The 23,734-nt window shown below is 55.2% G+C and carries 19 protein-coding genes and 3 tRNA genes; 18 read left to right on the top strand and 4 right to left on the bottom strand.

Annotated features, from left to right (window positions below):
* Nucleotides 1-28: 28 nt before the first annotated feature.
* Nucleotides 29-1,933: a sulfite reductase, ferredoxin dependent gene (gene sir / locus M0646_RS00380; protein ID WP_286626099.1), complete on the top strand. Its 1,905-nt coding sequence runs from the start codon at nucleotides 29-31 to the stop codon at nucleotides 1,931-1,933.
* 59 nt (nucleotides 1,934-1,992) lie between these two features.
* A tRNA-Cys gene (locus M0646_RS00375) sits at nucleotides 1,993-2,064 on the top strand.
* Nucleotides 2,065-2,079: 15 nt separating this feature from the next.
* On the opposite strand, the gene M0646_RS00370 is transcribed toward M0646_RS00375, so the two are convergent.
* Nucleotides 2,080-3,096 carry a YheT family hydrolase gene (locus M0646_RS00370; RefSeq protein ID WP_286649757.1) on the bottom strand — a complete coding sequence of 339 codons (1,017 nt, stop codon included), beginning with the start codon at nucleotides 3,094-3,096 and terminating at the stop codon, nucleotides 2,080-2,082.
* A gap of 73 nt (nucleotides 3,097-3,169) precedes the next feature.
* Between M0646_RS00370 and M0646_RS00365 the strand changes: the two genes are divergently transcribed.
* The 10 genes from M0646_RS00365 (at nucleotide 3,170) to M0646_RS00320 (ending at nucleotide 19,482) form a co-directional block, all read left to right on the top strand.
* Nucleotides 3,170-4,021, top strand: coding sequence for a hypothetical protein (locus tag M0646_RS00365; protein WP_149817119.1), 852 nt, complete (start codon nucleotides 3,170-3,172; stop codon nucleotides 4,019-4,021).
* Nucleotides 4,022-4,035: 14 nt separating this feature from the next.
* Nucleotides 4,036-4,578 carry a TIGR04376 family protein gene (locus M0646_RS00360; protein ID WP_286649756.1) on the top strand — a complete coding sequence of 181 codons (543 nt, stop codon included), beginning with the start codon at nucleotides 4,036-4,038 and terminating at the stop codon, nucleotides 4,576-4,578.
* A 48-nt stretch (nucleotides 4,579-4,626) separates the two neighbouring features.
* Nucleotides 4,627-5,949 (top strand): 3-phosphoshikimate 1-carboxyvinyltransferase, encoded by a 1,323-nt coding sequence (gene aroA, locus M0646_RS00355; RefSeq protein WP_286649755.1) that lies wholly within the window; start codon nucleotides 4,627-4,629, stop codon nucleotides 5,947-5,949.
* A 321-nt stretch (nucleotides 5,950-6,270) separates the two neighbouring features.
* Nucleotides 6,271-6,906 (top strand): MerR family transcriptional regulator, encoded by a 636-nt coding sequence (locus M0646_RS00350; protein ID WP_149817113.1) that lies wholly within the window; start codon nucleotides 6,271-6,273, stop codon nucleotides 6,904-6,906.
* A gap of 57 nt (nucleotides 6,907-6,963) precedes the next feature.
* The gene (locus tag M0646_RS00345; protein ID WP_149817111.1) at nucleotides 6,964-8,154 is read left to right on the top strand and encodes a response regulator; all 1,191 of its coding nucleotides are present in this window, start codon (nucleotides 6,964-6,966) and stop codon (nucleotides 8,152-8,154) included.
* Nucleotides 8,155-8,234: 80 nt separating this feature from the next.
* Entirely contained in the window at nucleotides 8,235-8,600 is a 366-nt protein-coding gene (locus M0646_RS00340; protein ID WP_149817109.1) for a response regulator transcription factor, read from the top strand.
* Nucleotides 8,601-8,604: 4 nt separating this feature from the next.
* Nucleotides 8,605-9,135 carry a chemotaxis protein CheW gene (locus M0646_RS00335; RefSeq protein WP_149817107.1) on the top strand — a complete coding sequence of 177 codons (531 nt, stop codon included), beginning with the start codon at nucleotides 8,605-8,607 and terminating at the stop codon, nucleotides 9,133-9,135.
* Between the two features lie 199 nt (nucleotides 9,136-9,334).
* Entirely contained in the window at nucleotides 9,335-12,505 is a 3,171-nt protein-coding gene (locus M0646_RS00330) for a methyl-accepting chemotaxis protein (protein WP_286626095.1), read from the top strand.
* 18 nt (nucleotides 12,506-12,523) lie between these two features.
* Nucleotides 12,524-16,816 (top strand): response regulator, encoded by a 4,293-nt coding sequence (locus tag M0646_RS00325; protein WP_286626094.1) that lies wholly within the window; start codon nucleotides 12,524-12,526, stop codon nucleotides 16,814-16,816.
* Nucleotides 16,813-19,482, top strand: coding sequence for an RNA helicase (locus M0646_RS00320; protein WP_149817101.1), 2,670 nt, complete (start codon nucleotides 16,813-16,815; stop codon nucleotides 19,480-19,482). Before M0646_RS00325 ends, M0646_RS00320 begins: the two co-directional genes overlap by 4 nt.
* Nucleotides 19,483-19,501: 19 nt before the next feature.
* On the opposite strand, the gene M0646_RS00315 is transcribed toward M0646_RS00320, so the two are convergent.
* Nucleotides 19,502-19,574, bottom strand: a tRNA-Met gene (locus tag M0646_RS00315).
* A 119-nt stretch (nucleotides 19,575-19,693) separates the two neighbouring features.
* On the opposite strand from M0646_RS00315, the gene M0646_RS00310 reads away from it, so the two are divergent.
* Genes M0646_RS00310 through M0646_RS00295 form a run of 4 tightly spaced genes read left to right on the top strand, consistent with a single transcriptional unit; the run spans nucleotide 19,694 to nucleotide 22,083 of the window.
* Nucleotides 19,694-20,068 carry a DUF4346 domain-containing protein gene (locus tag M0646_RS00310; protein WP_286626093.1) on the top strand — a complete coding sequence of 125 codons (375 nt, stop codon included), beginning with the start codon at nucleotides 19,694-19,696 and terminating at the stop codon, nucleotides 20,066-20,068.
* A gap of 37 nt (nucleotides 20,069-20,105) precedes the next feature.
* Nucleotides 20,106-20,558 (top strand): diheme cytochrome c, encoded by a 453-nt coding sequence (locus M0646_RS00305; protein ID WP_226971977.1) that lies wholly within the window; start codon nucleotides 20,106-20,108, stop codon nucleotides 20,556-20,558.
* Between the two features lie 33 nt (nucleotides 20,559-20,591).
* Nucleotides 20,592-21,380, top strand: coding sequence for a TIGR03943 family putative permease subunit (locus M0646_RS00300; protein ID WP_149817094.1), 789 nt, complete (start codon nucleotides 20,592-20,594; stop codon nucleotides 21,378-21,380).
* Nucleotides 21,381-21,384: 4 nt separating this feature from the next.
* The gene (locus tag M0646_RS00295; protein WP_149817092.1) at nucleotides 21,385-22,083 is read left to right on the top strand and encodes an OB-fold-containig protein; all 699 of its coding nucleotides are present in this window, start codon (nucleotides 21,385-21,387) and stop codon (nucleotides 22,081-22,083) included.
* An 11-nt stretch (nucleotides 22,084-22,094) separates the two neighbouring features.
* On the opposite strand, the gene M0646_RS00290 is transcribed toward M0646_RS00295, so the two are convergent.
* A tRNA-Val gene (locus M0646_RS00290) sits at nucleotides 22,095-22,167 on the bottom strand.
* 203 nt (nucleotides 22,168-22,370) lie between these two features.
* On the opposite strand from M0646_RS00290, the gene M0646_RS00285 reads away from it, so the two are divergent.
* Both M0646_RS00285 and M0646_RS00280 read left to right on the top strand, forming a co-directional pair.
* Complete coding sequence (locus tag M0646_RS00285; RefSeq protein ID WP_149817090.1) at nucleotides 22,371-22,919, top strand: thioredoxin family protein; 549 nt, start codon at nucleotides 22,371-22,373, stop codon at nucleotides 22,917-22,919.
* A gap of 3 nt (nucleotides 22,920-22,922) precedes the next feature.
* Entirely contained in the window at nucleotides 22,923-23,249 is a 327-nt protein-coding gene (locus tag M0646_RS00280) for a hypothetical protein (protein WP_286626088.1), read from the top strand.
* Here M0646_RS00280 and M0646_RS00275 read toward each other — a convergent pair.
* Entirely contained in the window at nucleotides 23,230-23,730 is a 501-nt protein-coding gene (locus M0646_RS00275) for a GNAT family N-acetyltransferase (RefSeq protein WP_286626087.1), read from the bottom strand. The genes M0646_RS00280 and M0646_RS00275 overlap by 20 nt on opposite strands.
* Between the last annotated feature and the right edge of the window lie 4 nt (nucleotides 23,731-23,734).

The following is a 23,734-nucleotide window of genomic DNA, read 5'->3' as shown; positions in this document are numbered from 1 at the left end:
ACTTTCACCTGCTGGAAAAAAGAACACTATGGTTGCTTCGCCCCCCTCTGCTGATGCTGCCCTGAAACGCTCAAAAATTGAGGCTCTCAAGGAACGGAGCCAACATCTGCGAGAACCCCTAGCCACAGAACTGCTAAAACCAACCAATCATTTTAGCGAAGCGGGGGTGCAGATCCTCAAGTTCCACGGCTCCTATCAGCAGGACAACCGCGATAACCGCGTCAAAGGGCAGGAAAAAGACTACCAGTTCATGCTGCGCACCCGCAGTCCAGGAGGGTATATTCCGCCGCAGCTCTATTTAACCTTGGATCGCTTGGCGGATGAGTATGGCAACCACACCCTGCGGGCAACAACGCGGCAAGGATTCCAGTTGCACGGCATTCTCAAGAAGAATCTGAAAGCAGCGATCGCCGCCATTGTCCGCAGCATGGGATCCACATTGGGCGCCTGCGGTGATTTGAACCGCAATGTCATGGCGCCACCCGCCCCCTTTCGCGATCGCCCGGAATATGCCCTTGCCTATGAGTATGCCCACCGCATTGCCGATCTGCTGACCCCACAAACCGGTGCCTACTACGAGATTTGGCTCGATGGTGAAAAGGTGATCTCCGCCGAAGAGCACCCCGATGTAAAGGCGGCACGGCAGCGCAATGGCAATGGCACGATCTTCGCCAATAACGAAGAGCCAATCTATGGCGATCACTATATGCCCCGCAAATTTAAGTGCTGTGTCACGGTGCCGGGGGATAACTCCGTAGATCTCTTCTCCCAAGATTTGACACTGGTGGTGATTACAGATGCCCAAGGCCATCTTGAGGGCTTCAATATCTATGCTGGTGGTGGTTTGGGGCGCACCCACAACAAAGAAGAAACCTTTGCCCGCATGGCTGATGAAATTGGCTTTGTCCGCGCGGCAGATGTCTATGAGGCGGTGAAGGCGATCGTGGCCACCCAGCGGGACTATGGCGATCGCTATAATCGGCGCCACGCCCGTTTGAAATACCTGATCCACGATTGGGGAGTCGAAAAATTCAAGGCCAAGGTGGAAGAATACTTTGGCAAGCCCCTCGAACCCTTTCGCCCGCTGCCGCCGTGGCGCTATCAGGACTTTTTGGGCTGGCACCCCCAAGGAGATGGCAAATTCTTCTATGGCCTCTCCATTGCCAATGGCCGCATCCTTGATCAGGGGAACTTCAAACTCAAGTCGGCCCTCAAGAAAATCGTCAAGGACTTTCAGCTCCCCCTGCGGGTCACGCCTCACCAAAATCTGCTCCTGTGTGATGTCTCTCCCGATCAACAGGATGCAATTCAGCACATCCTTGAGCAGCACGGGGTGCGTGATGTCAATGCCATTGATCCCCTCGAACGCTATAGCATGGCCTGCCCGGCGTTGCCTACCTGTGGCTTAGCCATTACTGAATCGGAACGGGCAATTCCGGGGGTACTGGAGCGGATTCGTCGCCTCATGGATCGGCTGGGACTCCAAGAGGAGCACTTTGTGATTCGGATGACGGGGTGCCCCAATGGCTGTGCCCGCCCCTACTTAGCGGAATTGGGCTTTGTTGGCATTGTCCCCGGCGCCTATCAGACTTGGTTGGGGGGGAGTCCCGATCAAACCCGCTTAGCGGAGGTCTATATTGAGCGGTTACCGATTGCCGAACTGGAAACAGCCCTAGAGCCATTGCTAGTTTTTTATCGCGATCGCCGACAGCAGGGAGAATCCTTTGGTGATTTTTGCCATCGGGTTGGTTTTGCGGCCTTGCGAGAATTTGCCGCGAATTACGTTCCCACAGCCACAACGAAGCGCTATCGTGTGGATGTGCGGGCTGATCAATACCAGCAACTCAAGGAATTAGCAGCAGCCAAGGGCATGTCTCTGGCGGCAGTGACCCGGGAAGCGATTCAGCGTTACCTTGAGCAATCTGGTCAGTAAGCTAAAACAATCAAGGATGGGAAGAGCGCTATCGGCTATAATGAGAAATCGCCAAATAGGGCGGCATAGCCAAGTGGTAAGGCAGAGGTCTGCAAAACCTTTATCCCCCGGTTCGAATCCGGGTGCCGCCTTTATACTTTCGTGGGTTATCTAGGTTGCTGCCCTAGCCAATCCAAGAGCCGATGGATGCCCCAGCAGTAGTCGGGATCGCCCCAGAGGCGTTGACACTTGCGATCGCTGGTAAAACCGACATGGCCGCCCTGTTCTGTCATCAGCAGGGTGAGGGCAGGATTGCTCTCGGCAATCGCTAGGAGTTCTGGCACCAGACAGGGATCAAATAGGGGATCATCGGCGGCATAGAGAATCCATACGGGTATTGTCAGTTGCGGCAACAGTGGCAAGGGACTACTGGCAGCGTAATACTCGGCCACACTGCCAAAGCCAAGGCGGTCAATGACGAGGGCGGCATCAAAACCGGCAATGGTGTCAATCTGGGCAACGGTGTTGAGATCAAACATCTGAGGATGAAGGCGATGCAGGTGGCGAGCCAAGTGTCGGAGTTGACGGCTGATGGCGCGTTCAAATTGCTGTCCCCAAAAAGTCGTGCCGAGGTGGGCAAGGGAGCGGTTGGAGTCAAGGTTGGGGCAAATCACAGCCGCCCCCCCAATCTCTTTTGTCCCTTGCTGTTGAGCATACCACGCCCCCCAAAGGGCTAACTGACCCCCCAAGGAATAGCCAACAAACCAGTAGGGAGGGGTATAGCCCAGTTCTTGACACTGTTGGGCGATCGCCACAAAGTCTTGGCCTTCGTAAAGCCCATCACTGGTCAACGCCGGAGAAAGTTCAGCACTGCGGCCATGGGCACGCCAGTCGAAAAGCACCACATCAAAGCGGCGGGCGATCGCCCAATGGGCAAGGGTATGCAAGTACCATTGATTCTTGAGATCACCCGTAATGCCGTAGGTGGCAATGATGGTTCCACGTGCTTGGCCAACCCGATACCCCTCACCGTACAGGGGCACGCCCTCCGCCCCATGGAAAACATGGCTGGTTTGCGGTTGCCAAGGGTAGAGGCACCCCCAGCGTTGGACATAGGCAGTAAAGACCGTGTGGATCACGCCAGAGTGCAGCGGCAGTGGTGGCCAATAGGATAGGGATTGCATAGAATTTAGTCATCCATCGTAAACAAAATAGGCAAGGTTGGGCGTTTTTGGTGATCATTGTGAGGCATGGGTGATGACACGGAGCGATGATCCGCAGAGGACAGACCCCTATACCATGGAAACCTGTCTGACAGATGTCCAAGCCAATCGCTTGCTGGATGAAGTCTTTGCCGCTGTGGAGGCCGACCTCAATGAGCCAGAATCCCTAGCAGCGGTCTTAGAACCGGAACCTTCCCTCCTTGTCCCTTTTGAAGCAACGACACCTCCTCCCCCTCCACCGCCGGCGGAACCTTCTCGCTGGCTGCACCGATCTCAACCGCAGCAGGCCTTTTCTTGGGGCGATCGCTTTTTGATGGGGGTTGGCATTGCCTCCTTTGTCCTAGGAGTTGGCCTCTGGATCAGCCTGAATCGCCAACCGGTCGCAGTTGCCCCTGAGGGTGCGGTGACCACAACCACCAGCCCTGCCGATATGGCCTTCGCTGAGTATCTGCAAACCTCCCTTCAACTCCTCAGTCAACAGGCCGCCACCCCAACCCCTTCGCCGCCGGCGATCGCCAGCAATTCGGTTCCCACCCCCTCAACCCCCACCCCGACGGTTGAACGCATTTACGTTCCCGTCTACCAAGCCCCCAGCGCGCCAACGGTGACCCTGCCCAATTTACCTACAGTCACAGCCCCTAGCCCTGCCCCCACACCCACCCCGCCATCCCCTGCACCCGCACCGCCGCAGCATACCTTGGTGGGCATCTTAGAACTGGGCGATCGCTCAGTGGCTCTTTTTCAAAGCAATGGCCAAACACTGCGCTTGAGTGTGGGCGATACAATTGGCAACGACGGCTGGCAACTGGTACAGATTCAAAATCAGCGGGCGGTGCTACGGCGTCAAGGGGAAGTGCGCTCCCTCACCGTTGGCCAAAGTTTTTAAAAAAAGGGGCACTCATGAGCTTTTTCCGCGACTTGAATGCATTCCTAGAGCAAAAACTCGAGGACTTTATTCGTGCCAATCCGCAGCTTGAACTCAATCTACTGCTCCTTGAGCTAGAGGATCAAGAACGGGAAACCCAAGAGCGATTACTGCGGTTGCAACAGGAAGTCAATACCTGCGAACAGCAAATTTTAGGCCTTGTTTCCGAGATTCGCCGCTGGCGCGATCGCATCCAAACGGCGATGGCAGCTCAACGCCCCGACCTTGTGGAATTGGCACAGCAACGGGAGGCCGAATTACGCCGACGCGGCGAGCAACTGTGGACTCAGCGCCTCAATGCCCTCAATCAAATTCCCGTTACCCAGCAGCTGCTGCAAAAGATTCGCGATCGCCGCCGGGAAGTCATGAACCGTGTGCCTAGTGCCAGTGCGCCGCCCCCACCGCCCCCACCACCACCGCGCATGACCAGTGACCTGAATGACCCAATTGAAGCTGAGTTTCGCCGCTTGGAACTGCAAACTGCCCTTGAGGAACTGAAGCGCTCAATGGAGCTATAGCGCAACAGACGTGGGACAATCGAGAACGCGGTTTTATCCAGATGTCCCATGGCGGTGATTCAGATTACATCCGACGACACTTGGCAAATTCAGGCCGATGGCCATCCCCTGCAGGGCACCCTCCAGGTACCGGGAGATAAATCCATTTCCCACCGTGCCCTGATGTTGGGGGCAATGGCAGAGGGCACTACCCATATTGAAGGCCTGCTCGTGGGTGAAGATACCTGTAGTACCGCCGCCTGTTTTCGTGCCCTTGGTGCCGAGATTTCAGATCTCAATGCCACAGCAGTCACGGTTCAAGGCTTGGGAATTGGCCATCTCCAAGAACCCGTGGATGTCCTGAATGCCGGCAATTCTGGTACAACGATGCGGTTGTTGTTGGGGGTATTGGCAGCGCAAACAGGTTGCTTTTTTACGATGACTGGGGATGCCTCATTGCGATCGCGCCCCATGGCACGGGTCGTCACACCCTTGATGCAGATGGGTGCCCAGATTTGGGGGCGTCAACACCACAGCCGTGCCCCCTTGGCCGTTTTGGGGCAGCCCTTAGAGCCAATCACCTACTCCAGTCCCATTGCCTCCGCTCAGGTGAAATCAGCGCTATTGCTCGCCGCCCTCCACACCGAAGGCACCACCATTATTCGCGAACCCCACCGCTCACGAGATCACAGTGAACGTATGCTTCAGGCCTTTGGTGCCTGTTTGAGCGTGGATGAGGCCACCTGTACGGTGAGTCTTGAAGGACCTGCGGTCTTAAAGGGTCAGAAGGTGATTGTGCCCGGCGACATCAGTTCAGCCGCCTTTTGGTTGGTGGCAGCCTCCATTACCCCTGATTCAGAATTAGTGCTGACCAATGTGGGAGTTAACCCCACCCGCACCGGCATTCTCGATGTGCTTTGGGCAATGGGAGCCGAGATTACCCTTGAAAATGAGCGGCTCGTCACAGGCGAACCAGTGGCAGATCTGCGGGTGCGATCGGCGAGGCTGCAGGGAACCCGTATTGGCGGTGAATTGATTCCTCGCTTGATTGATGAGATTCCGATTTTGGCTGTGGCTGCTGCCTTTGCTGAAGGGATCACCGAAATTCGCGATGCAGCAGAACTACGGGTGAAGGAGAGCGATCGCCTCAAGGCCGTGGCCACAGAATTGCAAAAAATGGGCGCTAAGGTCACTGAACTCAGTGATGGCCTCGATATTCAGGGGGGCGTACCCCTGCAAGGCACCCATGTGGAAACCTACGGCGATCATCGCATGGCCATGAGTCTGGCGATCGCTGCCCTCAATGCCACAGGAACCAGCCACATTCACAACGCCAGTGCGGCAGCCGTCTCCTATCCTGAATTTGTAACAATTCTGCAACAAATTGCTTGACAACACAAAAATCCCAGTAATTTTTGGGACAACTTCCCTCAACACCAAACGCTGTATGCTAGCATCAAATAAATTGTTTTGGTGTCACAATGCAGCTTCGCGTTGCGTTGAATTCTCTGTAGCCTTGTAATATTCAGGTGTTTACTTTCCTTGATAATTGTAAGACTACATGAGACCCAAAATGATACAGAACCAAAAAAATACGATAATATAGTTTCACTCCTGCTCTAGGGGCGCCCTTGCGCTCTATCTGGGACAGGGAAATTCCTCTCTAACTGACTTCTTTGTTTTTTCGTTCAAAAAAGGCTGTGTTTGTTCATCATGGCAACAATTCAAGATTTCATCCACGTTCAGGATCAATGGTCATTAGATGAGTTGGTGGAAATCGCCAACGAACTCTTACCCCAGCACCTCCCCCAGGAGGATTCCAAAAACCGTGTTTTGGAAGAGGTCAACCCGCGTCTGGTGCGCCATTACACCTCCTGCAAATTGATTGACCGTCCCGCTCGCATTGGCCGCGAAGGGCGCTACGGCTATCGCCACCTGGTGCAATTGCTGGTGGTGCGGCGGCTGTTGATGGAGGGCTATACCGCAGGTGCCATTTACAAGCTGGTGTATCGCATGAGCACCCCAGAACTGCGGGCACTCCTTGAGCAAGGGGTTCATCTGCAATTGAATCCACCCCCGATCAACCCAGCTTTGGCCTTTTTGCAACAGGTACAAGACCGCTCCGAGCATCGCTATGGGGAACCCATGCGCGTCAGTCCCAGTGTCAGCCGCCGCGAGGTACCGCCCCCGAGCCATTCACCGCAACCAGAATCTTGGAAGCGCATTGAGGTGGTGCCGGGCTTTGAGGTTCATATTCGCGATGACTTTAACTTTCCCCAGATCAATCGCGATCAGGAAGCCCTTGTGAAGCAACTGGTGCAATTGCTCTCTAGCTATACCCAGCGCTAACTGAGACTGACTATCCGGTGTCGCGGTCAGCCCGCTGGCGATCGCTATAATAGCGCCATGGAAGGATGCCTCAACGATACGGATATTTACACGCTGTGCCAAACCCTTGCCCTTGGCCAGCGCACCGGGGAACTCTACCTCGAAGATGATGCCGGTCAGACGTGGCTTCTCTTTTTGACTCATGGCCACTTAGTGTATATTGCCGATCGCCACAGCCACAGTTTAGAGCGGTTGCAGGATCTGCTCTATGGGCAGGGCATTCCTTGGCCGAGTCCCGATAGCTTCATCGAAAGCAAAGCTGGTGCCAGTTGGGTGGAATACGAATGCCTGTGGTGGCTCCTCGATCACTGCAAGCTCAATCAAATCCATAGCGTGTGGCGGGCGCTGCTGCGGGAGAGTCTCTTTGACGTTGTTAGCCTCAATCGCGCTTGGTTCAAGTTTTATAGTGCGAGTCCCCTCACCCCCCAATGGCACAATCTCTCCCTGACAATGCTGCTCAATGACAGCCTGAGTCATCTGCGGGAATGGAAAAAACTGCATCCAGAGTTGCGTTCCCTTGATCAATCCCTCGAACTGACGGATATTAAACCCACAGGCAACGATCCAGCGGATCAGTGGTTTCGCCAACTGGAACCCTTCGTGCGCGAGCGGATCACCTTGCGCCGTCTGAGTCGGCAACTGGGACGAGATGGCGTGACGGTGGGCAAACTCCTGCTGCCCTATCTCCATCAAGGGTACTTACAAGTCAGTTCTTGGGGAACCAATGGCCACACCCGTACCTTTCCCCCCCTCTCTTGGCGGCGATCGCCCCGGGTCGTGTGTGTGGATGATGCCGCCACCGTCCGTCAAGTGGTTGAATCCACCCTACAAGCCGCAGGGTATGAAGCCACGGCGATCGCCCACCCCTTAACGGCCTTGAGTCTCATTTTCCAACTCAACCCCGACCTGATTTTCCTCGATATTGCCATGCCCGAATTGGATGGCTACGAATTTTGCACCCTTCTGCGACACACCCCTCGCTTCCGTTATACGCCGATTATTATGCTGACTAGCCTCGTGGGTTGGAGCGATCGCCTGCGCGCCAAAGTGGCCGGTGCCACTGATTACCTCAGCAAGCCCTTTTCAACTCAAGAATTGTTAACAATTACGCACCATTACATTGGTGCAGCCCCACCTGTGACCTCCTTAACAGACGAGTCCTTTGGCGACGTGCTAGAACCAAAATCAGGCCTTGAGACGCCCCGTTAGCAGGTTAGCTATCATCAACCTGTCAACCTCTTAGGCTTTTAGAATATAAAGTAAACCCTTAATTCTACGTGTAACCCCCTATGAGTAAAGTCTTAGTTGTCGAAGATAGTCCACCCCAGCGGGAAATGATCAGCGAATTGCTGGCGAAAACAGGCTTTGAAGTAACCGTTGCCACCGATGGTGTCGAGGCAATGGAGCAATTGCAGCAGAGCACGCCCGATGTGGTTGTCCTCGACATTGTCATGCCCCGCATGAATGGGTATGAAGTCTGTCGCCAAATTAAGTCCGACCCCCGCACCCAATCCATTCCCGTGGTGATCTGTAGCTCCAAAGGTGAGGAGTTTGATCGCTATTGGGGCATGAAACAGGGGGCTGATGCGTACATTACGAAGCCCTTTGACCCCAAAGAACTGGTTGGCACCATTAAGCAACTCTTGCGAGGCTAAAAAAATGTTTAGTAGCTCAGACTTACTCGCAACCAATGCCCCCATCGAAAGTGGCAATATCGATGACCTCAGAACCCCAGAGGGGGATTTACATATCCTCTTTACCATCCCTAGCGGTGATACCCTAGCCCTACCGGCTATTGGGGTACGCGAAGTTGTGGCCGTGACTCCCGATCGCATTACGCCAGTGCCCAATACCTCCAATCTGCTACTGGGGATTTTGAACTTGCGGGGGCAGGTGATTTGGGTCGCGGATACCGGTAAGTTTCTTGGCGATGACACCCCCTTGAATACCGATCGCTCTGAGCTATCGATTATTGCCATTGAAGATGATGAGTTAATGGTAGGGCTAGCAGTTCATCAAGTCCGAGGCATGGAGTGGCTCAACAATGACACCATTAAGCCCGCGACCCATGTCAGCGATCAGATGGCTCCCTTTGTCCGTGGCGAATGGGTTTTTGATGCCGAGCAACAGGACATTGTTAAGCTTTTGGATCCCCTCGCCATTTTACGCAGTGCTCGTTGGGGACTCTAAACTAGAAAAAGTAGAATCTCAATGGACACTCGTGCTCAAGTGTCACCATGGAACTCATCAACACCAGTCACTTTAGGAAAATTAACACCCCCGTGCTATCTTTCCCAAGGATTGGCGCATACTTTGTAATTAAAGCTTCCTTGATGTAGTCCTTAAGAATTCTTTGCCCCTTGTCATCATCCATTCTGGGAGTAAGCCCATGGCATCCAGCAGCACCCAACACACCCAAGAATATCAAAAAGCGGTTGCCGCTTATGTGCAAGGCAACTATGAAGAGGCGGCCAAAATCACTGACCAATTGGTGGGCACCCGACCGGGCGATCCCAACCTACGGCTGCTGCGGGGGCACATTTACTGCTGTCAACAACGCTACAGCGAGGCTCAAGAGCAGTACCATGCGGTTCTCAATGCCACAACGGATCCAGAATTGATCAACTTGGCCAACGAGAGCCTTGCCAAGATTAAAGATTTGATTCCCGCTGCTGAACCTGCCAAGAACGGGGGCGAAGAATACCATACCACCCTGCAAGGAGATCACACCCAACTTCAGGGGGACAATACCTTTTTGCAAACCACGCCACCCATTGTGGAACCCCAAGCCGCAAACCCTTCAGAGGAATTGAGTCTTGATCACTTTGATGACTTTGGTAGCGATTTAGGGACAAGTAACCCCTTTGACGATCTTGAGGTGGGCGGCATTGAGGAAGAATTTGGCGCCAGTTTAGAACAGGGTGCCTTTAATCCCTTCGACGAAGAGGCGGCGGTTCAGGATCCCTTTGCCTTTTCGGCCAATTCTTTGGAGGAGCCAGTCGCGGACATTCCAGAAATTCCCATTGGCGAATCCGTGCAGCTCCTAGGTACAGAGTCCATCAGTGATGATGATGTCACAATGCTCATGGGAAGTTCTCCTTTGACCCCGTCCGAACCCGCCAGCCCTGTTTTTGATGGTGAGACATCAGAAAGTACTGCGGCTCCGTTGCAAGAAATGATGTCCCCCTCCCTCGAAACATTTGATGATCCCTTTGCTGCTGAAGTAGCCGTATCTGAAGAGACTCTCTTTGGCGGGCTTACAGAATCGGGAGAAGCCAACGCTTCTGAAGAGAGCCTTTTTCCCGGTCTTGAGGAATCCCCAGCGGCAAATATGTCGGCAGAAAGTCTCTTTGGCGATATTGAGGAAGCCCCAGCAGCCAGCATTTCTGAAGAGAGCCTCTTGCCAAATCTGACGGAATCCGTTGAGACCAATGTTCCTGAAGTCTCTACCTCTGCCGCTGGTATCAGTGATTTGTTGACCAATGAGGCGGCAGATGCCATTGAATTGTTGCCGCAGCCCGAATTCGGTTCTTCTGATGCAGCCGAGGAGGAAGACGATCTCTTTGGTGACTTCTCAGCTTCCCCTGAGGCTTTTGAAGCCCCAGATATTGTGGCAGAACCCCTGTCTCCTGAGGCCTTTGACCCCGCTACTTTTGAGGATGAGCAGACGATCGCCATGTCTGAGTTTCCCGCAGGTGAAACCGTTAGGGAGCCAGAGGCACCAGCGATCGCGCAAGGGGAAGCGAGCTCTGGTGGTGCTGAACCCTTTGAATCCATTGCCGACTTTGACCTAGAGGATCTCTCCTTTGGCAATGCAGATCTCTCCGGTGCGGGATTTGATGATGAAATGACCATTGCCAATCCTCAAGTACATGGCATGGGGGCTGTTGGCTCAGATGCCACCGTGATGGCCGATGCCGGCACCGAGACCTTTGCAGTTTTACCGGATGAATTTGATCTCAGCCAGCAAAGTCTTGAGGACTTGGCCGATTTTAGCCTCAGCCTGAGCCAAAGCACCGCTAGCCGCGCTGAAACCCCACCCCCTCCAGCAAGTCAGGATCTGTCAGCCTTTACCGAGCAAGTACCCGTTGCAGCACCAGCGGCTACTGCGCCAACACCTTCCCGTAGTCCTCGTCCTGTGGCTAGAACAGTCCCAGCAACCTCAACGGCCACGAGTTCCTTTGGCCAGCAAAACATTACCTCAGCCGTAACCAGCGGTGTCCTTTCCGCCTTGGCTGCGGGTGCCGTTAGTTTAGGCTTTAGTGCCCCCGGCCCTGCGCCTTTAGTGAGTGGTACTGCTGCTGGTCTCACCGCCGGGGTGGCCGTCTATGCCATGGGGCAGCGCAGTGTCAGCCGCATCAAGCGCTTCTGTACAGATTTGCAGGCACAGTGTAATGCCGTGATTGCCGGTGATATGACGGCGCGGGTGCCGGTCACCAGTAACGATGAACTGGGACTCTTGGCACAAAGCTTTAACCAAATGACGGATACCATCCAGCAAATTACTGCTGATGCCCAGAAAAAAGCAGAGGAAAACGAACGGCAGCGGGATGATTTACAGCGCCAAGTGATCCGACTCCTCGATGATGTGGAGGGTGCCGCCCGCGGTGACCTGACCGTACAAGCGGAAGTGACAGCGGACGTGCTCGGCGCAGTGGCCGACTCCTTTAACCTGACAATTCACAACCTGCGGACGATTGTGCAACAGGTGAAAATTGCCGCCCAGCAGGTGAGTCGCGGTGCCGCAGAAAACGAAACCTTTGCCCGTAGTCTCTCAGCAGATGCTCTGCGGCAAGCGGAGGAGCTAGCGGTCACCCTGAACTCGGTGCAGATGATGACCAATGCGATTCAGCGGGTGGCCGAAAGTGCCCAAGAAGCTAATGAGGTGGCACGCAATGCTTCAGAAACAGCCCTCCGTGGTGGTGAGGCGGTGGAACGCACAGTGGCGGGTATTTTGCAGATTCGGGAAACGGTGGCCGAGACTACCCGCAAGGTGAAGCGCCTAGCGGAATCTTCCCAAGAGATTGCCAAGATTGTCGGTGTGATCTCGTCGATCGCCAACCGCACGAACCTGTTGGCCTTGAACGCCAGTATTGAGGCCGCACGAGCTGGGGAAGCAGGTCGGGGTTTTGCGGTGGTCGCCGATGAGGTGCGGCAACTAGCAGACCGCGCAGCCAAAGCCTCGAAAGAAATTGAGCAGATTGTGTTGCAAATTCAAAGTGAAACCGGCGCGGTGATGACCGCCATGGAAGAAGGGACACAGCAGGTGATTGAGGGGACGAAGCGGGCTGAACAGGCCAAGCACTCCCTTGAGGACATCATCCAAGTGTCGTCGCAAATTGATACCCTTGTGCGCTCGATTACCAACGCTACGGTCGAGCAAACAGAATCGGCGCGAGCCATGGCTCAGGTGATGCAATCTATTGAGTTGACAGCGCAGGCCACCTCTCAGGAGGCACAGCGGGTGTCTGACTCGTTGCAAGGTCTAGTGAGTGTGGCGCGCAACTTGCAGGCATCGGTGGAACGGTTCCGCGTTGAAAATACTGAAGATCAAGCCTAAGCAATCCGGGAGGGGGCTATGCAAAGCGATCAACAAAAGCGCATTCTTGGCTACTTCATTGAGGAGGCGCAGGAACACCTGACCACCATTGAAGACAGTTTGATGAATCTCCAGCAGGTGGTCAATGACCCCGAGGCGATGAGTGAAATGTTTCGGGCAGCCCACTCCGTCAAAGGGGGAGCGGCTATGCTCGGACTCCATAGCATTCAACACACCGCCCACAAGCTGGAGGACTACTTCAAAATTCTGCGGGAACACCCCGTAACGGTAGATGAAACCCTAGAGCAACTCTTTTTGCAAGCCTTTGATGCGCTGCGGGAACTCCTCGATGAATTGCAAGGCCCCTTTGGTTTGACGGAGGAGACAGCAACGGCAACGCTGAATCGGGTGGAGCCAGTCTTCAATCAACTGCAAGCCCACTTGAGCCACCTGACCCAAGGAGCAGAGGTGGCGCCCCCTGTAGCTGCGCCTTCTCCCCCTGTGGCCGAACCCGTTAAGCCGCCGGTACAACCCGTTGTTGATTCCAGCTACCGCTTAGTCTTTCAAACGGAGGTGCCCGATCGCCTGCGGGCAATGTTACAACTCTTTAAGCAGCCCGATTCGCCCCAAGTGCGGCAAGAATTGGCGGCGGCCTGTTCTAATTTGGGTCAATTGGGGGAAACCTTTGCGCTGCCCCAGTGGGTTGAATTGCTGGCGATCGCCCAACAGGCGGTGAGTAACACAGCTCAGCCCCTCACGGCCTTGGCACCCGTGGTGATTAAAGAGATTATGGCGGCTCGCGACTTGGTGCTCAATGGTCAAGGCAGTGCGATTCGTCCCAGTGACAGTTTAGTGGCGCTTCAGCCCCCTGTGATTGAGGAAGCGCCGGCTGTTGTTCCAGAAGCGCCAGAGCCTGCGGTCTTAGAATCAGCTCCCGTCACCCTTGAGGAACCACTGCAACCCCTTGAAATGGCCTCTGAGGTTGCTCCGCTAGAGGTGAGGGTGCCCGAAGAAGAGATTTCCGAGCCAATGGAGCCAATGAGCAGCGGTGGCGATGGTGTCACTGTTTTTGGCGAGGAGAGTGGGACTGATTTCCAAGAATTGAGTGACATCTTTAGTGATGCCACAGCGCTGCCGACGGACTGGCTGGAGGACACCCTTGAGGAGGATTTGGCCAGTTTAGGGCTGGGGGATGAAGCGGCCTTTGATGAGGAGATTTCCGACTTTTTGAACATGACCGCTGCTGAGGAGTTGCCTGAGGCAGAACCCAGCCTTGATGCCATCCTCGATGAAATTGAAGAACTCTCGGGTGAGCTGGTCTCTGCGGAGGTGGAGGAAGCATCCCTCGATGACCTCACGCCGCCAGCGATCGCCGAAAGTATGGCTGAGGCCCTTGAGGCGCCCTTGACACTTGACCGTCCTCTTGAGGAGAGTGCAGCCGCAGAACCCGTCGAACTTGGTCTGGATGCATTCCTTGAACAATTCACCGAGGAAGCCCCCTCAGAGATGGCCGCTCTTGATGAGGCAGTTGCTTCCCTAGAAGACTTTTTGGGTGAGGTGGAAACCACTGAGGCTCCCGATCTGCTTCCCCTAGAAGAGGACTTTGAGATCCCTGCTCTCAGTGATGTTGCTGAGGATGTGGCTGAGTTCCTCGAAGAGGTGCCGGGTCTCAACGATGCCCTAGAAAACTTGGTCGTAGATAATGCGGCGGAAGAAGCCCTCGCGGAATTTATTGCCCCGCCAAGCCCTGATGATCCTTGGGCAGAAACGCCATCCGAGGCGACGGCGATCGCTGAGCCAAGTATGCCTGAAGTCACAGCGGCAAATATTGCTGAACCCGAAGCACTAGTGGAGGAGATTGTACCCGCTCCTGAAACTGCTAGCCTTGCCGAGCTAGAATCCCTCATGGAAGCCTCCCTAACCTCTCCTGAGGCTGCGACCGTTGCTGAATCTGAAGCCCTGGCCGAGGAATCTCTCGCCTCTCCTGAAGCTGCGGGCATGACGGAACCTGAAAGGTTGGTGGAGGACTCTATCCTCTCCCCTGAAGCAGCCAGCATGGCAGAACTGGAAGCACTGGTGAATGATGCCACTGTGCCTGCTAGCCCCGAAAGCGTCCTAGAGGAATTGGAGGGGTTGATTGAGCAAAGTGCAACGAGTACAACTCCAGCCGAGGCTGCCACATTCAATGAATTGGATCAGCTTTTAGAGACGGCGGCACCACCTACAGCGGCCTTTGAGGATCTCGAGCAACTCTTGGGGCAACCCACCCCAGCCCCTGCCACCGCTGATGATAGTTTTGCCGATTTAGAGAAATTAATTCCCCAACCCGCAGGGAGTAGTGCGAAGGCGGCCACCCCTCGCCGAGCCGGGGCAGGGCCAAAAGGTGGCTCCTTGGTGGAGCAAACCATGCGGGTACCTGTACGCCACCTCGATACCTTGAGTAACCTCGTTGGGGAGTTGGTGGTCAACCGCAATAGCCTCGAAGACACCCAAGAACGCCTGCGGCAGTTTCTTGATAACTTGCTCTACCAAGTCCAACAACTGGGGGATGTCAGCCAACAAATGCAAGACCTCTACGAGCGATCGCTCCTTGAGAGTTCACTGTTGGGCGTCACGACAGCACGGGCAGCCAATGGCCAAGGGGAACGGGGAACCCACGCCACAGGGGTCGAGTTTGATGCCTTGGAAATGGATCGCTTTACCGGCTTCCACACCCTCTCGCAGGAGGTGATTGAGCGAATTGTGCGGGTGCGGGAGGCCGCCGATGACATCCAATATGTCGTTGATGAAGTGGAGCAGGTGGCACGGCAGTTTCGTCAAGTCACTACCCAAGTTCAAGAGGGGTTGAGCCGCTCCCGAATGGTGCCCTTCCGTGAAATGTCTGTCCGCTTGCCGGGTGCCGTGCGCCGCGTTGCCAGTACCATTGGCAAACAGGTGGAACTGAAGATTGAAGGGGAAGATACCCTCATTGACAAGGGCATCCTCGAAAAGCTCTTTGACCCGATGACCCACCTGATTAATAACGCCGTCTATCACGGTATTGAACCCCCCGAAGAGCGGCGGCGATTGGGCAAACCTGAAAAAGGCTTGATTCGCGTGCGGGCGTTCTATCAGGGAAGTCAAGCGATTATCTCCGTCAGTGACGATGGGGCGGGGATTGACCCAGAACGGGTAAAACGCAAGGCGATCGAGAAGGGTCTCCTGAAGGAGGCGGATGCCCCCAACCTATCGCGCCAAGAGGTCTATGCCTTCCTCTTCCAGTCGGGATTTAGCACCAAAGATCAAGCCGATGCCCTTGCCGGTCGCGGTGTGGGGATGGATGTGGTGCGCAAAAATCTGGAGGACATTCGCGGCACGATTAACATTGACTCTACGGTGGGCAAAGGCACCACCTTTACGATCCGCTTGCCGCTGACGCTGAGTATTACCAAAGCCCTCTGCTGCATTGATAACCACTGCCGCATTGCCTTCCCCATTGACGGTGTGGAGGATATGCTGGATATTCCCCAAGAGCGCATCCAAAATCTAGAAGATGGTCAGCGTGTCCTCTCGTGGCACGATCGCCTGCTGCCGGTGCGTAAACTTGGGGACTTGCTCAAGTACAGCCGCAATATTAGCCGCAGCAATGTCTATGGCGGGAGCAGTCAAGACGATGGCATGGTCTCAATTGTTGTGCTGCGCAGCGGCGATGATCTCGTGGCCATGGAGGTGGATCAGGTCATCGGCGAACAGGAAATCGTGATTAAGCAGTTGTCTGGACCGGTGCCGAAGCCGGTGGGGGTAGCGGGAGTCACAGTTCAAGGGGATGGTCGCGCGATGGCGATCGCCGACGTGCTGGAAATTATTGACCTGTCCCTAGGACGCATGGATCGCGACTGGCGTGGCTTTGGTCACACCATGGATGTTGCGGAACCCGAGGAAGCCTCCGAACCCTTGGTGCTGATTATCGACGACTCGATTACGGTGCGGGAGTTGCTCTCAATGACCTTTACGCGGGCAGGCTACCGCGTCGAGCAGGCACGGGATGGTCAAGATGCGTGGGAAAAACTGCGCTCGGGCTTGCCCTGTGACTTGGTCTTCTGTGACATTGAGATGCCACGCATGGATGGCTTGGAGTTGCTCTCCCGCATTCAAAAGGATCCCAAACTCAACCATCTGCCGATCGCCATGCTGACCTCACGGGGCGCCGATCGCCACCGCAAGATGGCCGCACAACTGGGGGCACGGGGCTACTTTACGAAGCCCTATCTCGAGGAGCAATTACTGGATGCGGCGGCACGGCTCCTCAGGGGTGAAGTTCTGGTGCAGCAGGAGCCGACACCTACCCCATGAGTGAGCGATCGCCGGCCCTAGCAGACTTCCTTGCCCAACTCCCCTTTGAACTGGATGCCTTTCAAGAAGCGGCGATCGCTGCCCTTGATGCCGGTCGCTCTGTGGTGGTCTGTGCTCCTACGGGGTCAGGTAAAACCCTCATTGGTGAGTATGCAATTCATCGCGCCCTGACGCGGCAGCAGCGGGTTTTTTACACCACCCCCCTCAAGGCACTCTCAAACCAGAAGTGGCGTGACTTTCAGCAGCAGTTTGGCGCGGAGCAGGTCGGCCTCTTGACCGGGGATGTCTCGATTAACCGCGATGCCCCGATTCTGGTGATGACGACGGAAATTTTCCGCAATATGCTCTACGGCACCCCCATTGGCGAAGTGGGTACCTCCCTTGCGGGGGTTGAAGTGGTGGTGCTCGATGAATGCCACTACATGAACGATCGCCAGCGGGGCACCGTTTGGGAAGAATCGATCATCTACTGCCCCAAGGAAATTCAACTGGTGGCCCTCTCCGCCACGATCGCCAACGGCGAGCAACTCACCGACTGGATTCAATCCGTCCATGGGGATGCTGAACTGATCTACTCCGACTGGCGACCGATACCGCTGCACTTTTACTTTTGCAATGGCAAGGGACTCTTCCCCCTCTTGGACGGCCAACGCAAACGCCTCAACCCGAAGCTCCACGGCCAGCCCGAACTGCGGCGACGCGGCGGCAAGCGGGACTTTTTGAACATCCGCTACGTGGTCAGCCAACTGCAACAGCGGGAGATGCTGCCGGCCATTTACTTTATCTTTAGCCGGCGCGGCTGTGACCAAGCGGTTCAAGAGGTCCTGGGCATGAATCTCCTCACCAAGGCAGAACAGCAAGCACTAGCGGCGCGGGTCGAGGCCTTTTTGGCACAACATCAGGACATTGTTGCCCCGGAAATGATTGCCCCCCTCTACCAAGGGATTGCCGCTCACCATGCCGGGGTGCTACCCGTGGTGAAAACCCTTGTGGAAACCCTCTTTCAAGAAGGCCTAATCAAACTCGTCTTTGCTACGGAAACGCTGGCCGCAGGGATCAATATGCCTGCGCGCACCACCGTCATTTCCACCCTCTCGAAGCGCACCGACAGCGGTCATCGGCTCTTGACAGCCTCTGAATTTTTGCAAATGGCAGGACGAGCCGGCCGCCGCGGCATGGATACCGTGGGTCATGTGGTCACCTTGCAAACCCCCTTTGAGGGCGCCCATGAAGCGGCATTTTTGGCCACCGCCGCCCCCGATCCCCTCATTAGCCAATTTACCCCCAGCTATGGCATGGTCTTGAACCTGCTCCAACGCCACACCCTCGAAGAAGCGCGGGAATTGGTGGAGTGCAGTTTTGGGCAGTATTTGGCCACATTGCAACTGACCCCGCAGCGGCAGGCGATCGCCCAACTGGAAACGGAATTGCAAACCGTGCAACAACGCCTCACAGGCATTGATCGGCAGCAACTAGCACAGTATCAGAAGCTGCGGGAACGGCTGCGGCAGGATCAACGCCTCCTGAAAATCCTCGAACAGCAGGCGGAGCAGGAACGTGCCCAAGAACTCCTCCCCTTTATGATGGCAGTGCCGCCGGGGACATGGCTCCATATCAAATCCCCCCTGCGGGATCATCCCCCCTTAGCCGCCATCCTCTGTCAGCCCGTTGCTGGTTCCGGGCAGTTGCCCCACTGGCTGTGTCTTGCGGCCGATGGTCGCTTTCGGGTCGTTGACATTGATGATATTTTGGCTGTCTATCCCGATCGCCCCCCCTGTAGCAATCTCCCCCCGCCCCCAGAGGCAATGAAACTGCGTCTAGGGGAAAGTTATCCCTGCAATGAGGCGAATCACTACCTCGGTACCCTCCCGGATCTGCCACCTGTCTTAGCCGCGCCAGAAGTGGCTGCCCAAGCTGCTAAAATCGCTGACCTTGAGGCCAAACTCACGCAACTCCAAGCCAGTCTGCCGCAAAATGTCCATTCGCTGCTGCGCTTAGTTCGTCGCGAAGAACGGCTACAAACGGAACTGCGCGATCGCCAGCACAAGCTCCAGCAACAGTCCCAACGCCACTGGGAGCAATTTCTTGCCCTCATTGCTGCCCTGCAGGACTTTGGTGGCCTCAACGACCTAACCCCCACCCCCCTTGGGGAAATGGCCGCTGCCCTGCGGGGCGAAAATGAACTGTGGTTGGCCCTAGCCTTAGCCTCTGGCGAATTCGATGACTTGCCCCCCCATCTCTTGGCGGCAGCGATCGCAGCTCTAGTGACTGAAACCCCCCGTTCCGACTGTTGGTGCAACTACCCCATTGCCAGTGAGGTGGAAGAACGCTTGGCCGCCCTCAGCCCCATTCGCCGTCGGCTGTTTCAGGTGCAGCGTCGCCATCACATCATCTTTCCCCTCTGGTACGAGTGGGATCTCATTGGCTTGGTAGAGCAGTGGGCCTTGGGCACGCCGTGGAATGAATTGTGCACTGAAACCAATCTCGATGCCGGCGATATTGTGCGATTGCTGCGGCGCACCCTCGATTTTCTTTCCCAGATTCCCCATGCGCCCCACACCAGTCCCCAACTACGCCAAAGCGCCCAGCAGGCACGCTACCTCCTCGATCGCTTCCCCGTGAATGACTTGCTAGAAGAAGTCGAGCTAGAGGCAGCAACCGTATAGTTTGAATCGTCATAGGGAGTGGCTCAGGCGGGATTTGAACCTGCGACCTTGGGCTTATGAGTCCCCTGCTCTAACCACTGAGCTACTGAGCCGAAATTTTTGCATAATTCTCATTATAACGCGAATGTCCCAAAACTCAAGGCTCCGCCCGCAGATTCCAGTCGAGTTCGCCGTACAATAAAGGGTGGATCCATTAGAGGAAAGATAGGCGTTGAGCAAAGCAGAACGCACGGCGCTTGACAACAAGCTATCGCAGCGATTTATTCATCTCGATCCGGCAGGGTATTTCATTATCTACATTGACCCTGAGCAAGAACTGATCTGGATGAAACACTATCCCAATGACATCAATGAGAAGGGCTTAGCGGTGGATCCCGATACGGGGGAACCCATTCCCACCAAAGGGAAAGTAACGCGGGAACCCGATCTAGTACTCAGCGGTCGAACAGCCAAGGAGTTGTGTATTGAACTCTTTGAAAAGGATCGCCAACTGGTGACGATGTTTGACCATGCGGCCTATCTCGGTCGTGAATTGATGCGGGCACAGTTTTGTTTGGATGAAGGGCTTGAGTATATCCAAGATTAGACAACACTGGCGCTGGGGGGTAGGGGCAGTTCTTTTGATGCTCTGTGCCCTAGTGGGTACAGCCTTAGCAGCGATCGCCACCCCAGACTTGAGCGGTACCGTCGATGTTTTGCCCTTGAATGCCCAGTTGGGAGCGCAAATCTATCTACGGCGCTGTGGCAGTTGTCATCTCGCAGTCCCCCCGGAAACATTGCCCACTCAGGCATGGCAGGTACTGATTCAAGATACCAATCACTACGGCGCAACCCTCGAACCCATTCCCCGTCCAGAGTTGGTTCCCCTGTGGAACTATTTGCGCACCTATTCTCGACCCCTGCCCAACGATGCCCAAATTCCCTTTCGCGTCGGGCGATCGCCCTTCTTTCGTATCCTCCATCCCCGTGTTGCGGTGCCGCAGCCCGTCACCCTCGATGGTTGTGCCCAGTGTCATCCCAAGGCCACCCTCTTTAACTTTCGTGAGCTAAGTCCGCAGTGGCAGGATTCCCCCTAGAATGTTTAGGGATGGCGAATTTTCCACCGCCCCATGTTTTCTAGCGCCTCCAATCGCTATTCTCCGCGTGTCCAACGCATGATGATGCGCCGTCGCTGGCTACAGCAAGAGTGGTGGACGGTTGTGGCACTCCTCCTCTGGGGAATGTTGTTTCTCCGATATTGGTTGCAGGGGCGACTGGGGTTACTGATTCACCCCAACTACTTTGGACTGGCGATCGCCGCTGGGTTTCTTTTAGTTACTGTGAGTGGTTGGCAAGGGTGGCGGTTGTGGCGGGGGCGAGTGACACCTGTGCAGCATGTTGCGCTCTTACCGGCTCGTTGGACGCTCAGTATTCTGATTGTTGCGGCAGTGGTGGGGTTGGTGATTACGCCTCGTCCTTTCAATAGTGCCACCGCCATTCATCGCGGTCTCGAGGATGGCTTGACAGTGACCCGCAATAGTCCAGTGGCCTTTCGCCTCAATCAACGGCCTGAGGAGCGCACGCTCATTGACTGGATTCGCACCCTTGATGTCTATCCCGAACCCGATGCCTATAGGGGGTTGCCCGCTCGCGTTGAGGGATTTGCGGTCCATAGTCCCCAACTGCCAGAGACTTATCTCACGCTCACCCGTTTTGTCATTACCTGTTGTGCAGCGGATGCCTATCCTGTGGGACTGCCCGTGAAATTGGGGCGATCGCGCCAAGCCTATCCCCAGGATCAGTGGTTTCGCGTTGAAGGTCGGATGACCACAGAAACCCTCAACGACCGCCGCCAATTGGTATTGGTTGCTGAGACGATAACGCCGATTCCTGAGCCTGAAAATCCCTTTATGTACTAAGGCAATGCTGTTTCACTTGATTCACACTCCCTACTGGATTGTCTTGGGCATGGGGGTCTTGCTCTTTTTGACGGTGATCCTTGGCGATGTGGGCGCTGAAGAGGTCGACCTAGAGGGAGATGCCGATCCCTTGGAAGTGGAGGTCGATCTAGAGGAGGGCATCTCATTTCTGACAATTTTGCATTGGTTGGGGGTGGGGAGAGCGCCCCTCATTCTCTTGCTCGCCTTAGACTTTAGCCTTTTGGGCGTGCTGGGCTGGTTTTTTAATGTTCTCTTTTACACCCTGAGTGGCAGTTGGCCGGGGGTGGTGTGGTCTGGGGTGATTGCGATCGCGGCACTGCTGTTGGCGCTAACAATTGGGGGGCTGTGTTCACGGCCTTTGGGGCAAATTTTTGCGCAGTTTAGTGAAGATACCAGTCGCGATCGCCTGCTGGGGTGCAGTGGCCACGTCAGTTCTGCCCATATTCCCCGCAGTGGTACTGGTATTGGCCAAGTGAGTGTTTTGGATGCCAATCGCAATCGGCTGATTCTGCCGGCAGTGCTCCCCCCTTGGGCAACGGTCACCCCCCAGCATGGTCAGGAGATTTTAATTATCGATCGCCAAGAGAATGAGTACATCGTCGTGGCCAAAGACAGCTTGGATGAAGCCACATGGTTACGCCAGCAGCGGCAATCTCAGATTAAAGATAGCGAAGAGTCTTAGGGAATCCTTGATGGGCGGTGAGGGACTCGAACCCCCGACAGCCTCGGTGTAAACGAGATACTCTACCAACTGAGTTAACCGCCCAAGTTCCAGAATATCTATCATAGCAAAGGTATAGCCCATTTATAAAATAACGGTACACAAAGCGGATAGGAGCTTGTGCTACAGAAGTTTGAACCTTTCAAGCCCGTTCAATCTCCATGAAAAGCGCTGTACGTCAACATGGGTCAACTCTTGCGAAGAAAATCCGCTAGGATCAACGTGTTGAGACGTGCAAGGAATGCCCTATGGGAGCAGCAACGGCAGCCAGTGGTCAACGGTTACGGAATTTTGTGATTGCTGTTGTCGCCATTCTCATTAGTCTTGCCCTATTGGCGGGTCTGCGCAGTAGCAATCAACCCCTCACCCTCGCCGAGCAAGCCCGCCAAGCCACCCCTTGGGAGGAGGCTCAAGTCAATGGCAAGCCGACACTTTTGGAGTTTTACGCCAACTGGTGTAGCACCTGTCGTTCGATGGCCAAGGATTTGGGGGAATTAAAGGCGCAATATCGCGATCGCCTGAACTTCGTCATGCTGAATGTGGACAACACTAAGTGGCTACCGGAAATTGAGCAATTTAATGTGGATGGCATTCCCCATTTTGTCTTTCTGAATCGGCAATTGGAACCCCAAGCAGTGGCGATCGGCCTCCAACCCAAGGAAGTGATGGCCAAAAATCTTGAAGCCCTCAGCAATAACCTCCCCTTGCCCTACGGTCAACTGACGGGTGAAATGTCCCAACTCACGAGTTCCCTCGCCCGCCAACGCAGTGATGATCCCCGCAGTCATGGGGGCTAGGTTGTGGAACCCCAAGATGAGGTGCGTCAGGTTTATGAAGAGACGCAAACACGGATGGCAGAGCTTTACCGTGAGTATGAGCAGATCAAAGCCACCCAAGCACGGTTAAAAGGACGTAATCAGGCTGCCCTAGATCAAGAGCGCGATCGCCTGCAACAGGAACTGCGGCAACTAGAGGCGGAGTTTGGCCTCACACTGCTTTTTCATCTGGGGGAGGCGGCACGGGAACGCTGGCAGGACATTCTGGCTCAAGAAAACTTTTGGCAGTTTGTGCGCTTTGCCGGTTTGGGGTTTGTTCTTGGCATCTTGGTTAAGACCCTGACGGGTTAGACCCCTGCCTAAGGTTCAAGGCCGTTTGCCAAAGTCCGGGCCGCGAATTGGAAATCGGCATGGCACCAACGGTCTTCGCATAAAAGTCTTCTGAGGAAACCCAGCCAATCACGGCATAGGCATAGCCCGCTGCCTGCATCTGAGCCAAGGTTAACTGCAACAGCAGGCGACCAATCCCCCGCCCGCGATGGGGTTCGGCCACAGCCATTGGCCCAAAGAGTCCTAGGGCGGCTGCATCATAGCAGGCAAAGCCTAGAAGTTCGCCATTTTCAACTGCAATCAGTCCGCGGGGCGGTCTCTGGCTCAAGGCAAGAGCCACTTCACTGCGCCAACCGGCACTAAAGCGATCGCCCACCCACTGGACAATCCAGTCTACTTCTGACCCCAAAGGCTGGCGGTAGTGAATTCCCTGCTGCTGATGCGCCATGACGGCGGGCCAATCCACCGCTAGCTCGTAGAGCTTGACCAGCATATCGGTCATCTCG

It is taken from the genome of Thermosynechococcus sp. B3 (genome assembly GCF_030323045.1).
In the GTDB taxonomy this organism is placed as follows: Bacteria; Cyanobacteriota; Cyanobacteriia; order Thermosynechococcales; family Thermosynechococcaceae; genus Thermosynechococcus.
The sequence above is the reverse complement of the archived record's forward strand: the minus strand, read 5'-3'. Positions and strand labels throughout refer to the sequence as shown.

Coding starts and splice junctions, on each gene's coding strand:
- sir (WP_286626099.1), top strand. CDS start 29: ATGGTTGCTTCGCCCCCCTCTGCTGATGCTGCCCTGAAACGCTCAAAA.
- M0646_RS00370 (WP_286649757.1), bottom strand. CDS start 3,096: ATGCAATCCCTATCCTATTGGCCACCACTGCCGCTGCACTCTGGCGTG.
- M0646_RS00365 (WP_149817119.1), top strand. CDS start 3,170: ATGACACGGAGCGATGATCCGCAGAGGACAGACCCCTATACCATGGAA.
- M0646_RS00360 (WP_286649756.1), top strand. CDS start 4,036: ATGAGCTTTTTCCGCGACTTGAATGCATTCCTAGAGCAAAAACTCGAG.
- aroA (WP_286649755.1), top strand. CDS start 4,627: ATGGCGGTGATTCAGATTACATCCGACGACACTTGGCAAATTCAGGCC.
- M0646_RS00350 (WP_149817113.1), top strand. CDS start 6,271: ATGGCAACAATTCAAGATTTCATCCACGTTCAGGATCAATGGTCATTA.
- M0646_RS00345 (WP_149817111.1), top strand. CDS start 6,964: ATGGAAGGATGCCTCAACGATACGGATATTTACACGCTGTGCCAAACC.
- M0646_RS00340 (WP_149817109.1), top strand. CDS start 8,235: ATGAGTAAAGTCTTAGTTGTCGAAGATAGTCCACCCCAGCGGGAAATG.
- M0646_RS00335 (WP_149817107.1), top strand. CDS start 8,605: ATGTTTAGTAGCTCAGACTTACTCGCAACCAATGCCCCCATCGAAAGT.
- M0646_RS00330 (WP_286626095.1), top strand. CDS start 9,335: ATGGCATCCAGCAGCACCCAACACACCCAAGAATATCAAAAAGCGGTT.
- M0646_RS00325 (WP_286626094.1), top strand. CDS start 12,524: ATGCAAAGCGATCAACAAAAGCGCATTCTTGGCTACTTCATTGAGGAG.
- M0646_RS00320 (WP_149817101.1), top strand. CDS start 16,813: ATGAGTGAGCGATCGCCGGCCCTAGCAGACTTCCTTGCCCAACTCCCC.
- M0646_RS00305 (WP_226971977.1), top strand. CDS start 20,106: ATGCTCTGTGCCCTAGTGGGTACAGCCTTAGCAGCGATCGCCACCCCA.
- M0646_RS00300 (WP_149817094.1), top strand. CDS start 20,592: ATGTTTTCTAGCGCCTCCAATCGCTATTCTCCGCGTGTCCAACGCATG.
- M0646_RS00295 (WP_149817092.1), top strand. CDS start 21,385: ATGCTGTTTCACTTGATTCACACTCCCTACTGGATTGTCTTGGGCATG.
- M0646_RS00285 (WP_149817090.1), top strand. CDS start 22,371: ATGGGAGCAGCAACGGCAGCCAGTGGTCAACGGTTACGGAATTTTGTG.
- M0646_RS00275 (WP_286626087.1), bottom strand. CDS start 23,730: ATGACCGATATGCTGGTCAAGCTCTACGAGCTAGCGGTGGATTGGCCC.